Raw genomic sequence first — 14,045 nt, 5'->3', positions numbered from 1 at the left:
AGTGACTGGTGAAGCACATATTACGCACCAAATTATCCACTGCTTGCTGCCGCGGCGGGGCTGAATGGCGCTTATCGCGGAGGCTAATTTTCGTCCGCCGGTTGTAGATTCCATGCGATCTTACCAAACGCTACGCAGGCTATAACTGGGACCTTTCGCCCGATTTGACTTTATGCAGCCACTCGCCAGATTGCCGAATTGATGGCATATACGGCGTTTTAAACAAAAGCAAACCACATACCCTTGGGATATGTGGTTTGGAAACGAGCCGACGACGGGACTCGAACCTGCGACCCACGCATTACGAATGCGTTGCTCTACCAACTGAGCTACGTCGGCGTCGGTAAAGATTTACCGACGCAAATATACGGGATACTCAACAATTGCAAAACACCTGCCTCACATTATTGGCCGGCCAAGCGCGTGTCAAGCTAATGTTGCCGTCAGCTCAATTGAGGTCTCCAACAGCTTGGATACCGGACAGATATCCTTCGCTTTTTCTGCGATTTCCTTGAATTCGCTTTCGGAAATATCCGCCACCTCTCCCCGCAAAACCAGCTCAATCAATGTAATATTACCGTCCTCAAGCGTGACTTTTGCTTCCGTGTCCAGGCTGTCCGGTTCATATCCCTTTTCGCTGAGCAAAAAGCTGAGCTGCATGGTGAAACAACCGGCGTGGGCAGCACCAATCAACTCTTCCGGGTTGGTACCAACGCCGTCTTCGAAGCGGGTCTTATAGGAGTACTGGGTTTTGTCAAGCACGGTACTCTGTGTAGAGACGGTACCGCTTCCGTCTTTGCCTGTGCCTTTCCAATGAGCAGTTGCTTTTCTGGTTAATTTCATGGTATTCGCTATTTTTCTGTAAAGTATATTTCAAGAACAAGTATTACGCTTAAATTGTTTATAAATTCGCAACATGGGAAGACTCATATATTTGGACAACAATGCCACTACCCCGCTTGACCCGCTGGTGTTGGAGGCAATGATGCCTTTCCTTACCACGCACTTCGCCAATGCCTCCAGCGTGACCCATCGCGCAGGCCGGGCAGCAGCCGCGGCGGTGGAAAACGCAAGGGAGCAGGTTGCCGGGCTTATTGGAGCCTCATCACGCGAAATAACATTTACTTCAGGAGCCACAGAAGCCATCAACATGGCGATCAAAGGCGTATTTGAGCATTACCGCGCCAAAGGTAGCCATTTCATTACCTGCCAGACAGAACATAAGGCGGTACTGGATACTTTTGCTTATCTCGACAAGCAGGGAGCCGAGGTGTCTTACCTGCCGGTGGAAGCAGATGGGACGCTCGACAGCGCGTTGTTCGAATCAGCCATCCGCAAGGATACGGTAATGGTAGCCCTGATGTACGCCAATAACGAGACCGGGGTATTGCATCCGGTGGCCCAGATCGGCGAAATAGCCCAAAAGCATGATGTGTTGTTTTTCTGCGACGCTACGCAGGCGGCGGGTAAAGTTGCTGTGGATGTGAAAGCAATACGCGCGGATCTGCTGTGCTTGAGCGCACACAAACTTTACGGACCGAAGGGCGTTGGTGCACTATATATAAGACGCAGAAGCAAACGGATACAAACCGGCGCGCTCCTGCATGGCGGAAGCCAGGAAAACAGGCTCCGTGCAGGCACGCTGAATGTGCCAGGTATTGTGGGACTGGGCAAAGCCGCCGCCATCGCAGCGCAAAACATGGCAACGGAATCTGCACGGCTGGCCAATCTCCGCAATGAATTGGAAGTCGGCCTTGCAAAACTGCCAGCCACATTCATAAACGGCCGAGGAGCTCAACGACTGCCGAATGTAAGCAATGTCTCCTTCAGGCACCTTAGGGCAGACCAGATCATGGGCCGTGTACCTGATATTGCCATCGCCTCCGGCTCGGCTTGTGTGAGCGGCACACGGGATCCGTCGCATGTATTGAAAGCCATGGGGTTGTCGGATGCCGATGCTCACGCCGCGCTACGCTTCAGTCTGGGCAGATTCAACACGAGTGAAGACATCCGCACATGCATCAAATTGGTGTTTGCGGCTGTTGAAAAACTGAGAGCTACCTCTCCTATCTGGCAGCTGCATGAGGCCGGACTGACAGATTAAATTGAGTTTTTATACTAATTTTTAACAGATTGACTGAACAAAACAATATCCTGATCATCGGGGCTTTTGACCGCTACAATTATGGCGACCTTTTGTTCCCCCTAGTTATCGAAGCGCAATTGAGCACATATGGGCGCCCTTACGAGGTGTCATACTTTGGTATTATATCCAGCGATCTTAGCGCGCTGGGCGGGAAACCTACAGCGGATATCCGTGCGTTTTACCGCCGGTGCGATGAAAGCACAGGGCATACGAGCATCGTTGTGGCCGGCGGAGAGGCGGTGGCAGTGACTTGGAGTTCGCTGCTATTGGCACTGAACAAGACATTCAAGCGCACGCATCGATTCCATCATCATCTAAACAAGATAGTTGACCTAAATGCTTTTGCCCGGCGGATGCTGCACGGCCGGACAGCCTTGCCCTTTGTGTTTACCAATTCTGATTTTCCAAGAATAAACCGAGTGATCTTCAACTCGCTTGGCGGATCGGAACTTGATCCCTCCATTTTCAGCCGTTACCCTGCCCTACAGGACAAGCTGCGTCAGGTGGACTACTTCGCCGTACGCGACAACGCCACACAGCTAAACCTCGCTAACCAAGATATAAAGACACTGCTGTATCCTGATTCGGCCATTCTGATGTCCAAATTTTTCCCAAACGCCGTTTTAATTGAGCGGGTCTCTCCGGCGGTCCGCAACTATGTAGCCGAAAAACAAGGAACCTACGTGTTCTTCCAAATTAAAAACAACCATGCAAAAAACAACGAAAATCGCATCGCTCAGCAACTGAATGCGATTGCCCAAGAATCGGGCATGCATCTGTGTTTATGCCCAATCGGTAAAGCGCTGAATCATGACGACCATCTTGCCCTGCAACGAATTGCGCCACTGCTAGCGCATCCCTGTACGGTGTTCGATGATGTCAGCATCTGGGATATCATGTATCTGATCGCCAATGCAGGTGTGTACATCGGAACCAGCCTGCATGGGGCCATCACGGCAATGAGCTACGCTGTCCCTTATGTCGGCGTGGCAGTGCCGAAGCTGAACAGCTACTTACAAACGTGGGGTGTAGCGGGTATAAACGGCATTGTGGCACTGGATGGCATATCCGAAGGCTTCAGGCAAGCCCTGAGAGTTGACCGGACCGCACTGCACCAGTCTAAGGAAAAGCAGCTGAAGGCCGCGGAAGAATCTTTTCAACAGATCAGCCAACTTGTCTTCCCATAACGAACACGGCGAATGAACCTGCATATACTCGAACCGGAAGTACAACGATACCTGCGACGGCCTGAACAGATTGATCCCGCTAGTATGGCGCTTAAGAAAAGTCCGTTTCTAAACGTGTCTTCCCTGGAATTGGCCCAACAGCTTGATGCCCGGCGGCGGTGCCGTAAAAAATTACCCCTCTGGTATAATGCAACCGGTATCTACTACCCAGAAAAACGTGCAATAGAGCAGGCTTCATCCGAGCTGACGGCCAAATACAAAGCCGCCCTTATAGCTCCAGGGAGCCGAATGGCGGACTTAACAGGAGGATTCGGCGTTGATGCCTTTTTTTTTGCCAAGCATGCCGCATCAGTAACGCATTGCGAAAAAATTGAGCTCCTCTCACAGATTGCCCAGCACAATGCTTCAGTCTTAAACGCAGACAACATGGGCTTCGTAGCATCTGACGGCATGGCCTACCTTTTGGACCAACCTACTGATACGTTTGACTGCATGTTTATCGATCCGTCGCGGCGCGTGCAGCAGCGCAGGGTGTTCCGGCTTGAGGATTGCGAGCCGGATGTGGTAAAATACCAAGAACAACTGCTGGAAAAAACCGCGAGGGTGTTCATCAAGGCGGCGCCACTGCTGGACATCTCCATCGCCATGAATGCCCTGAAAAACATCCGCGAGATACATGTGATCAGCATGGATAACGAATGCAAAGAATTATTGCTCATACTCGACCGAAAGCCTACCGCGACGCCGCGCATCATTGCGGTGATGCTGGACGGCGGGCAACAGCACACCTTCCCCTTCCATATCGCTGAGGAAAAAGCCGCCATGCCCGAATACGGTCTACCGGAGTACTACCTGTACGAACCTGATGCAGCACTGCTCAAATGCGGAGCTTTCAAACTTGTCGCCCAACACTATAAATTGAAGAAGCTTCACCGGCACACCCACCTCTATACCTCCACAGACTATATACCCGGATTCTCAGGTAGAATCTTCCGTATAGATAAAACGGTAGATTACACTGATTTTAAACGGAATAAAAAATCGATACGCGGTAATATCAGTGCAAGGAATTTTCCTTTGAAGCCAGAAGAATTGCGTAAAAAACACCAGATACAGGATGGTGGAGACACCTACCTATTCTTCTGTAAAGGCATTGATGAAGCGCCATTGGTCATCTTTTCATCAAAATGCTGACACCCACTTGCCCCTCATCGCCATAATGCGGTAATTTGTTTACATGTCAAAGCAAGTGAAACTTTCTGCCCTTGATCTTTCCGTAGTCATTGAAGGAGGTGATGCCGCTACAGCCATCGCCCGCACCGTAGACGTTGCCCAATATATCGAACAACTTGGCTACAAACGCCTCTGGCTCGCCGAGCACCACAACATGGAATACATCGCCAGCTCGGCCACATCGGTCCTAATCGGTCATGTGGCTGGTAAAACAACTCACATACGCGTGGGTTCGGGCGGAGTCATGCTGCCTAACCATGCACCGTTGGCCATTGCCGAACAGTTTGGCACCTTGGAAACATTGTATCCGGGACGCATCGATCTTGGCCTAGGGCGGGCTCCCGGCACAGACCAACTGACCGCCATGGCACTGCGCCGAAACAACCCCAATACCGCGTACCACTTTTCCTCAGATATCCGCGAGCTTCAAACCTATTTCAGCAATGATAACAGTGGCGGCCGCGTGCGTGCATTCCCAGGTGAAGGGCTGAACATTCCATTTTGGATATTGGGATCCAGTACGGATAGCGCCTTTCTTGCGGCAGAAATGGGCTTACCCTATGCTTTTGCAGCGCATTTCGCTCCAGCTCAATTCCGCACGGCAATAGCGCTTTACAAGCAGCATTTCAAACCGTCGCCACAACTGGATAAACCGTATGTACTGGCCTGCGTGAATGTTATCGCGGCAGACACCGATGAAGAAGCACATGTACTGGCTACCAGTATGTACCGCATGTTCCTAGGCATCGTCACAAACACCCGGAGACCGCTATCGCCGCCCGTACCTTCGATGGACCCGTATTGGTCGCCCGAGGTGGAGGCTGCTGTTAGGCAGATGACGGCTTGTACGTTCATCGGAAGTGATAAAACCCTGGCAGCTCAGCTTTCCCGGTTCATCGAAGAGACAGGCATCAACGAGCTGATGACAACAAGCAATATCTACGATCAGGGCGCACGATTGAAATCATACCGCATCCTCAAGGAAGTATTGTCGTAGCCAATGCAAAGGCTGTCCTGGCCACCGACAACGCGGCTCCTATTCCAAGCCGCTCACCCCGCCTGACACTACGAGTTTCATCGCGTCCGTGGCACTCATATGCAGCGGTTTCACCCGCTCGGACTTTACGACAACAACCTGACCGGCAAATGAGTAAGAGTAAGGAAAGTAAACTATAACTTCACCATACAGACCGATCTTACTCAGGTCCCGTTGCGTTAAAAAACCGATTTTCTTCAATCCCGTTTCGTTAACCTCCACAATCACCGGTTCATTGAATTTTTTGGCGTCACCAACGAAGGCTTCCGTAAAATCCTTAATGGAAGAATACAAGGTATTGAACAACGGAATCCGGTTGAGCAGGTTATTAAACCAATTGGATATCGGCTCGGTAACCGCATTGGTAAATACCATCCCCACGAGAATCAATAAGACCACTACGGTAAGGATACCCAGACCCGGCACGTAGAGCGGCGCACCACTCTCATCCTCCCAGAGCCAACTGCTTAGGTTGAGTGCCGAATCAATGCTGGCTACCACCCAAACGATCAGGAACAGCGCCCCAGCCAACGGCACCATCACCAGCGTTCCTTTAATTAGGTAATTGAAAAATAATCGTATCGTTTTATGCTTCATATTGTTAAATTGCCTCTAATAAATCACCACGTTAACCATAAAAATATACCCGTTTGACACGCTGCGAAATACCCGCCAGCAGCTCATACGGAATTGTACCGATAGCAGCCGCTTGCTGTGCCAGGTCGTCGAGAACAACCACTTCATCCCCTTCCCGAACTTCAACACCCGTGACGTCAACCATTGCCATGTCCATACAGATATCCCCCACCGTACGCACGGCCTTTCCATTGATAACCATGCAGCCTACTCCGTTGCCGAAACGCCGGTCATAACCATCCGCATACCCGACGTTTACTGTCGCTATGATACGTTCCCTTGTGAGTATCCCTTTACAGCCATACCCTACGCTTTCACCGGCGGGCACTCTCCTGAGCTGCGCAATCGCTGTTTTTAACGTGCATACCTGCTGCAACGGTATGGAATGATTGCCCGCGTTACGAATCCCGTAAAGACCGATACCTAAGCGAACCATGTCCAGATGCGCGCCGGGCCACCGCTGGATTGCTGCGGTATTGGCGATATGGCAGATAAAGGGATAGCCCAAAACCTTCCTCAATCGGCTTACTGCTGCGTCGAACGACGCCAATTGCCTTTTCGTAAATGCATCGTGTTCTCCCTCACCGGCAGCTGCTAAATGGGAAAATACAGACTTAACCTTTACTGCATTTGTTTCAGATAAGTCACTTGTTAGCTGATTGATATCATTTACACCGAAACCCAGCCGATGCATCCCTGTATCCAGTTTGATGTGGACTGGATATTCGGCCATTCCCCTATTGGACAATGTTCGCACCAGGTCACCCAGCACCGAGAAGCTGTATACTTCGGGCTCCAGATCATACCTGAGCAACGAACCTATTGCCGCAGGGCTTGGGTTCATTACCATAATAGGCAGGTGAATCCCCCCCTTTCGCAGCTCTACGCCCTCATCCACATAAGCCACGGCCAGGTAATCAACTTTATTGAATTGGAGAAGATTAGCAACCTCAAAACTGCCGCTGCCATACGAAAATGCTTTAACCATAGCCATCAACTTGACATGCGCAGGCAACAGCGACTTAAATTGGCCGAGGTTATGCTCCAGGGCATTGAGATTAATCTCCAGCACCGTATCATGCAGCTTCGCCGCCAGCAATTGACTGATACGTTCAAAGGTAAACGCCCTTGCGCCCTTTAGCAGGATAATCTCGTCATGAAAGCCCATGCTCGGCAATGCCTCAAGCAATGCTTCCGTATTCGGGAAAGCCTCGTGCCGTATACCCTGGAATCTGAAAGCCTGGTCAGCCAATCGTTCGCCTACGGTGATTAACCGATTGATTCCGTTATCAACCAATAGCTTGTACACATTTGCATAAACTTCTTCTTCATTCCTACCCGTTCCCGGTATATCGGATAATACCAGTGTACGAGAAACATGTTGATGCTGTTGCCGGATAAAATCCAGCGCAATGCCAAGGGAAGCCAGGTCGTTGCTGTAACTATCGTCCACCAATGTGCAGTTATTGATGCCCCGCTTCATTTCCAACCGCATCTCCACGGGCTGGAGCAGGGCCATACGTTCATTGATCACCGCCGGCGAATACCCCATGGTCAGCATGACTGCCCAGCAACAGGTTGCGTTTTCGCGGGAGGCTCCATCCGAAAACGGTATCGTGATGAAAACGTCATTTCCGCGGTACCGCCCATATATCCGGCACCGGTGGCTGGTTATCCGCTCATGGTGCAGTACCTGTAGTGCCGCCTCACCCTGCCCCCAGGTAACGTGCTGCCCCGCCGGAGGCATAGCCATTCCCTGCAAGTAAGGCGGGGAATATACCATGGTCTTGGCGCCTTCGAACAACCGCAACTTCTCCACGGCTTTCTCCGTCCGAGAAGCGAACCCTTCGTCGTGCGCCGGACCAATATTGGTCAGCACGGCGATATCGGGTCTGATCATGCGCTGCAAGAATTGCATTTCGCCCGGCTGACTTATCCCCGCTTCAACGATGGCAAGGTTGTGCCCCGCATCCATACGCCACAGCGACAAGGCTACGCCAATCTGGGAATTGTAGCTTTTAGGGCTGCTTATGATGCGATATTCGGGCGACAGCAGCTGCCCCAACCATTCTTTCACAATGGTTTTTCCATTGCTGCCCGTTATGCCAATAACGGGATAGGTGAACCGGCTGCGGTGGTAAGCCGCCAGCGACTGCAACGCCTCCAATGTATCGTAGACGAAAATAAAGTTCGCACCAGGGAATACGTTCTCGTTCACTTCCGCTTCGGCCACCACGAAATTGCGCACTCCACCGGCGTATGCGTCATTGACATAGGCGTGTCCATTGCGCCGGCCTTTGAGCGCAAAAAACAAGCCTTGGTTAGCGTCAGCTAACTTCCGGCTATCATACAAGAGCGAGCTCACCCGCGCTGCCGGCATCGGCAGAAAAACACGCACGGGACTGAGCACATCGGCGATGTCTTGAATAGTATAACGTTGCTCCGATATAGCCATGGCACGAATTTCAACAATTTTTGGGTACTGTACTAATTTTTCCCATTTTGGCGCAGATGGATGATTTCCGTGAAACAAAACGCAAGACAATAACGCCGCAACAAGCCAAATCCAAAGCCGAAGCGTATTGTGTATATCAAGAACGGTCACAGCAGGAAGTACGCGACAAGCTCTACAGTTTAGGGTTGCACAAATCTGACGTTGAAACCATTATCACCGACCTGATTGGGGAAAATTTCCTCAATGAGGAACGCTTTGCGCTGGCCTACGCCGCAGGCAGATTCCGCATGAAAGGTTGGGGGCGCCACAAAATCAAGCAAGGGCTGAAGCAGAAATCCGTGTCCGCCCCGCTTATCCGTGCTGCCTTGGCCAGTTTGGACGAGCAGGAATATCGGGCTAAACTCCATGATCTTTTGCAAGCTAAAGCCCGCACTGAGCGGGAAACTCACACCTACAAACGTAAACATAAACTTTTGCGGTATGCGCTGGGCAAGGGGTTCGAAAGCGAACTTATTATGGAACTATTGAATGACAATGACTTGTGATTTTTTTTAAAAAATTGTTGACGGGAGCCGAAATCTACACTATATTTGCATCCACAAACAGCAAGCGAAAGTAGCTCAGTTGGTAGAGCGCAACCTTGCCAAGGTTGAGGTCGCGAGTTCGAACCTCGTCTTTCGCTCCAAATGAAACCCTTTCTATCATCAATAGAAAGGGTTTTTTGTGTTTGATGGGTTCGGAAGGGGAATTCCCCTGCATCTAACCAATTGGGTTTATACACATAAATATTCCAAAATCGTCAAGACGAGGTAATATGTATATACATTTAACGAAACCACTAAACTTTTTAATGGATTTCGTTTGTTTAGTTGTACTTTTATCTTATTGTTGTCCGCGGGGTTTAGATAAATCAAACAACTTATAACCCGTTTAGTAATATCATTCTTAGGTTGTATCGTATACATACATTCACAAGCAATTATAAAACGAAAAGCATTATACCTGTTGTGCTGGCTGTCCTTTGCGAGCTCATCATCGGTTACTCAGCAAGAGGTGAATTCCAGTAGTAGACCCGGCAAAGGACTTCGTTAAAGGAAGTAATTTTGATTATAATTTCCTTAATTCGGGAATGGCGGTAATTGACAGCAATGGTAATGGAGCTGGGATTTCCACACCTGATGCACCAGGTATTAGCCTTGACAGGCCTGGCTTATGGAAGTACTCGCGGCATTTCATCCCCGAGAAACCGAATGTCTTTATCAGTCTTTACAATAATCTTTGAAGCACTAACTTTACCGAATGGATCGAAGGCTCATGGTCTGCAAGAATTGATTTATGGTTTATAGACGATTTTAGTAACGAGAAGTCTATCATCACGCCTTCTGAAGAATCCCGTCTCCGCTGTTGTCCACATTGGTAAATGATAGTGGGGGCTGTTTACCAATTGCTGCGTCGGGTGTCCAATTATCAAGAAAAGGAACGGTAGTTACCGCATTTGGGAAAAATCCAGATGGGGACGGGACGGTGCTGCAATTGTGGGAGCAAGCTGGGATTTCCGGGAATCTCGACGTAACGTTGCCCAAAGGCATAAAAGTATCCAAAGCGATACCTGTAAATTTACGGGGAGAGGAAAAAGGAGAGCCTATAGCAATAATATCGGGGCAATTCAGTTATTATGCTGATGCTTATGCCACTGCGGGTTTTATTTTGCAGTAGAGCGTGATTCTTCTATAGCCAGTTGAACACACCGACACTCCTGCCGAAAAATCGGAGCTCCTGGATTCTTCAGGTTAGAAAACCTAACAAAAAAATTAAAAATAGCTTTGGAAACAGGTAAAACACCCTATATTTGCGTCCAGAAAAGACTGGTTGATTCTCGAGAGATTTATTTGAGGGAAGAGGCTTCTCGAGTTCGAACTTTGTCTTTCGCTCCAAGAGTCCTTTCTTCTTGAAAAAAGAAAAGGAATCTTGTTGGCAAACCATTATTGGCCTGGATGGTGGAACTGGTAGACACGCAGGACTTAAAATCCTGTTCGCCCTAAAGCGAGTGCGGGTTCGATTCCCGCTCCAGGTACAGAACGGGATTTTCCCCGAACGGAACAGGGCTTCTCAGGTTAGAGAAGCCCTGTTCCGTTAGCTTTCTGTGCGTTAATTGCAGGAGAGATCAAACGAAGTCTCTGCAAGGAAGTACGTTTCAAGCATGCTGTATTTCGATTAAATAGCGTAGACTAGCTACTTAGTAAACTTGCCTTCAGCCTGCGCACGCCTTCCCTGCTGATCTTCAATGGTGAGGACAACCCTGTAAGTCCCTGCCGGGGCTTCGGAAACACGAACGTGCTCGTGAAAATGGTATGAGAGCTGACCCACCAATCGCTCGTTGGTAAACCTGAACTCCTTGTTCCAAGCGTCCCCGATGACTTCCACGTTCACACTTTCTATCTTGCTTGGCGCGGTCAGTTCGGCCTCCAGGTGGAGGTCGTCTCCAGCGGCATTTATGCCTACATCTATACCTGATAGTGTCGGAACCGTACTGTCGATACTAAGTTCGAAATCTGTAGACGATTCGGTAGCCGAGCCATTATCGTCCACTGCGCGCAGGGTCAATCGGTAGTGACCTGGTTCAGCCGTTATCGGAACAGCTACTTCGGTGGTAAACTTCGCCCCTTTTTCGCCTGCGACGCCATCGGTATATTGCTCATTAAATGTCCAGCCGTCTCCCGAAACAGGCTGAATATCCATAACCACGTGCGCTATTGAGGTATTAGCCCTTAGGTTGGCTTCAACAGAGAACGAGTGCCCAACGAAGGCTTCCCCGCTACCCTGGCTGCCAACTTGCAAATCAGAAACACCCGCACCACGAGTGCCGCAGGACAGTAAAACAACTGCTGAAAGCAAAATGCAGACAAGCTGGCTGGTAGAACCATATTTTGCATGCCTTTTTGATTGTGTCGCAAATGATACCATGAGTGATTGGATGACAAAGTAAAACCAAACTACCTGCCGGTCAAAACCACATGACCTCAAGCAGGCTGACAGTCGGAAACATCAAACAATTGCCCAACCAGTCTCGACAAAGATAAACAACCTTTCCAGATTTGCAACAGGATTGCGTCTCACAAGTAGCCTACAGTCAGATACAATCAATAAGGGCGGCGGAACTTATACGCTCCGCCGCCCACGGTAACATACAACAAAACCTAATTATTAATGCCCGTGCCCGTGTTCGGCATGGATATCAAATTTCAATTCCAAAATGTTTTCCCCGGGAAATTTGGTCGCATAATCACTGCGGTTCCAATCCACCCGGCTAATAGTCTCCTTAACCCTTGTGTTCAATTTTCGCAACACATAGGTAACTTCCTTTGTCGGGCCTTCATTGTCGTGTCCGATGGTAAAGTAGCTTAAAATACCGGTAGTTTCATACTGTCCGGTTACGCGCTCTCCGTCTGCGTAGGTCTGCTCGCGTGGCTGGAAAATAGCGCCACTTTCATGGTCCGAATCAGGATTCAAGATGAAATCACCGCCGATTAAGAACGCCTTGTAGTTGTCTGCCGTCGCCTTGTTTGCTATGAAATCGTTATGCACTTCCTTTCCGGTATAATCCCACGCTTTCAACTCAATTTTGTATACCGCATCGGCTTCCAAGTGAAGGTGACCATTAGAGATGGCGGTTCCATTCTCATCGAATTTGATGGTGATCGACTCACCTTCCACGCCGTTTCCCAAGCCGTGGAAATGGTCGCCATGGGCTTCCACCCCGTCCCCACTAACCTCCGTGAAAATGAGTTCTGATCGTTCAATACCATCCTTAACGGGCTCGTTGTCATTGTCCTTGTTGCAAGATACCACTGAAAATAATACGCCGCCCACAAGGGCTAATGCAGCTAATTTGTTATGCTTTTTCATGAATATTCGTTTATGATGTTTTAACCTTTTTAAATCACCCATGCTAATCATATTTATAGGTGATCGCTTTAGAACTTGAGATCGTCAACCGTATGGAGGGCCCTTATTGGTGTGGTTGACAAGCCGTCCCTCACAAGGACTCTGACACGCGGGAGCCCTGAATAGGCCTTCAAGCCGTACCGCAGCGATACGGAACGTGTAAGGTGGTTTGAAATCAGCTTGAACAGGGACATAGCGGCCGTAAAATTCACATGTACTGCATCCATGCTCACCGTTCAGGTCATGGTCGCCGCAACGGTCAGAGCCGATGCACCGGTCATCTGCAGCGTGGTACGCATGGGTATGCATGGCATAGGTGAACGGTATTGCGATCACCGCCACAATCATAACCATTGAGGCCATGTGTGCGAACAATGAACAATGCTGCAAGTTGCAACTCATTTGCAGCAAAGTTGCATCTTTATTTTTTAAATGACAAATTATACCTTAACATTTGCCCATCTGATAAAGCCGGAAAGGCGCTTTTGCGCCATCAACTTGCACGACGCAGACTACAGTGTGCGTATCGCAAAAAGAAACCGCCCCCGAAAACGCGGGCGGCGCACCAGTGAGGGTAGACCAGTAAAATCTTATTTGCTCTTGTGCAGTTACTGCGTCCGTTGAAATTAAAGCGTCAAGCCAGGCTTGCTTTCAGTTGCTCCAATAAATCATCTGAAGCCGCTTTCCGCGGTTTAAACTTCCGTATGGTGGGCCTTTTTCCCTTTGCTTTTGCCCGTATGATTTTCATCAGCTCCTTGCTGTATTCATCGCGGTACGCTGCAATATCAAAATCACTGGAATGCCGCTTAATCAACTGAACGGCCATATCCATTTCTTGCTTCGCGATCTTAATATTCTGGGATGATTTAATCTCTTCAACGGGTCGTATCTCTTCTTCAAACCGCAATTTGTTCAACAGCAAGATACCGCGATACGGCCTGATGATGGCCAGGTTTTCAGTATTCCGCATCACAAATGTAGAAAGCCCCGCCATCTTGGTTTTTTCCAATGCTTTCAATAGAAGCTCATACGCCTTCTCCCCTCCTTTCTGTGCTTTCAAATAATACGGGCTTTCGAAATAGACACTTTCGATGTCAGCTGTTTTAACAAACGATTGGAGGTTGATCATCTTGGTCTTTTCAGGGCTAGCCTCTTCGAAATCTGCATCGTCCAGGATAATATATTGGTCTTTCAGCAGATGTCCTTTTACAATGCCGTTCCAGTCTACCTCTTTACCGGTTTTCTCATTCACGCGTTTATACCGAATGCGCGAATGATCTTTGCGGTCGAGCATATCAAAATCAGGCCTGCTGTCTGTAGTGGCACTAAAAATCCTTATGGGGATATTTACTAACCCGAAACCAATTGCACCCGTCCATATTGCTCTCATGCTGCGCTTTTTAGAAT

12 protein-coding genes and 3 tRNA genes are annotated in these 14,045 nt (G+C 49.2%); 7 read left to right on the top strand and 8 right to left on the bottom strand.

Annotated features, from left to right (window positions below; translation table 11 throughout):
• Window positions 1-266: 266 nt before the first annotated feature.
• Together ACFOET_RS10480 and ACFOET_RS10475 are read right to left on the bottom strand one after the other, a co-directional pair.
• Window positions 267-339: transfer RNA gene (locus ACFOET_RS10480), tRNA-Thr, on the bottom strand.
• An 87-nt stretch (window positions 340-426) separates the two neighbouring features.
• Window positions 427-843, bottom strand: a complete 417-nt coding sequence (locus tag ACFOET_RS10475) for an OsmC family protein (RefSeq protein WP_379022312.1) — start codon at window positions 841-843, stop codon at window positions 427-429.
• A 73-nt stretch (window positions 844-916) separates the two neighbouring features.
• Here ACFOET_RS10475 and ACFOET_RS10470 point away from each other — a divergent pair, with 73 nt between their 5' ends.
• Genes ACFOET_RS10470 through ACFOET_RS10455 form a run of 4 tightly spaced genes read left to right on the top strand, consistent with a single transcriptional unit; the run spans window position 917 to window position 5,563 of the window.
• Window positions 917-2,104, top strand: a complete 1,188-nt coding sequence (locus ACFOET_RS10470; RefSeq protein WP_379022310.1) for a cysteine desulfurase family protein — start codon at window positions 917-919, stop codon at window positions 2,102-2,104.
• Window positions 2,105-2,133: 29 nt separating this feature from the next.
• On the top strand, window positions 2,134-3,333 hold the full coding sequence (locus ACFOET_RS10465) for a polysaccharide pyruvyl transferase family protein (protein WP_379022308.1): 1,200 nt from the start codon (window positions 2,134-2,136) through the stop codon (window positions 3,331-3,333).
• A 12-nt stretch (window positions 3,334-3,345) separates the two neighbouring features.
• The gene (locus ACFOET_RS10460; protein ID WP_379022306.1) at window positions 3,346-4,527 is read left to right on the top strand and encodes a class I SAM-dependent methyltransferase; all 1,182 of its coding nucleotides are present in this window, start codon (window positions 3,346-3,348) and stop codon (window positions 4,525-4,527) included.
• Window positions 4,528-4,570: 43 nt separating this feature from the next.
• A complete protein-coding gene (locus ACFOET_RS10455; protein WP_379022304.1) occupies window positions 4,571-5,563 on the top strand; it encodes an LLM class flavin-dependent oxidoreductase in 993 nt (330 codons plus the stop codon).
• Window positions 5,564-5,602: 39 nt separating this feature from the next.
• Here the strand turns inward: ACFOET_RS10455 and ACFOET_RS10450 are convergent, their stop codons facing one another.
• Window positions 5,603-6,199, bottom strand: a complete 597-nt coding sequence (locus tag ACFOET_RS10450) for a DUF502 domain-containing protein (protein WP_379022302.1) — start codon at window positions 6,197-6,199, stop codon at window positions 5,603-5,605.
• A 31-nt stretch (window positions 6,200-6,230) separates the two neighbouring features.
• The gene (locus ACFOET_RS10445; protein ID WP_379022300.1) at window positions 6,231-8,693 is read right to left on the bottom strand and encodes a bifunctional UDP-N-acetylmuramoyl-tripeptide:D-alanyl-D-alanine ligase/alanine racemase; all 2,463 of its coding nucleotides are present in this window, start codon (window positions 8,691-8,693) and stop codon (window positions 6,231-6,233) included.
• Between the two features lie 20 nt (window positions 8,694-8,713).
• Here ACFOET_RS10445 and ACFOET_RS10440 point away from each other — a divergent pair, with 20 nt between their 5' ends.
• From ACFOET_RS10440 to ACFOET_RS10430, 3 genes are all read left to right on the top strand, one after another.
• Entirely contained in the window at window positions 8,714-9,238 is a 525-nt protein-coding gene (locus tag ACFOET_RS10440; protein ID WP_379022298.1) for a regulatory protein RecX, read from the top strand.
• Window positions 9,239-9,302: 64 nt separating this feature from the next.
• Window positions 9,303-9,378: transfer RNA gene (locus tag ACFOET_RS10435), tRNA-Gly, on the top strand.
• Between the two features lie 1,303 nt (window positions 9,379-10,681).
• Window positions 10,682-10,767 (top strand) — tRNA-Leu (locus ACFOET_RS10430).
• 158 nt (window positions 10,768-10,925) lie between these two features.
• Here ACFOET_RS10430 and ACFOET_RS10425 read toward each other — a convergent pair.
• From ACFOET_RS10425 to ku, 4 genes are all read right to left on the bottom strand, one after another.
• On the bottom strand, window positions 10,926-11,657 hold the full coding sequence (locus ACFOET_RS10425; RefSeq protein ID WP_379022296.1) for a DUF4625 domain-containing protein: 732 nt from the start codon (window positions 11,655-11,657) through the stop codon (window positions 10,926-10,928).
• 240 nt (window positions 11,658-11,897) lie between these two features.
• Window positions 11,898-12,599: a hypothetical protein gene (locus ACFOET_RS10420; protein WP_379022294.1), complete on the bottom strand. Its 702-nt coding sequence runs from the start codon at window positions 12,597-12,599 to the stop codon at window positions 11,898-11,900.
• An 84-nt stretch (window positions 12,600-12,683) separates the two neighbouring features.
• Entirely contained in the window at window positions 12,684-12,992 is a 309-nt protein-coding gene (locus ACFOET_RS10415) for a hypothetical protein (protein WP_379022292.1), read from the bottom strand.
• A 280-nt stretch (window positions 12,993-13,272) separates the two neighbouring features.
• A complete protein-coding gene (gene ku / locus ACFOET_RS10410; RefSeq protein ID WP_379022290.1) occupies window positions 13,273-14,028 on the bottom strand; it encodes a non-homologous end joining protein Ku in 756 nt (251 codons plus the stop codon).
• Between the last annotated feature and the right edge of the window lie 17 nt (window positions 14,029-14,045).

It is taken from the genome of Parapedobacter deserti (assembly GCF_042646065.1).
Classification (GTDB): domain Bacteria; phylum Bacteroidota; class Bacteroidia; order Sphingobacteriales; family Sphingobacteriaceae; genus Parapedobacter; species Parapedobacter deserti.
Note: the sequence above shows the minus strand (reverse complement) of the source record. Positions and strands in the feature narration are given on the sequence as shown.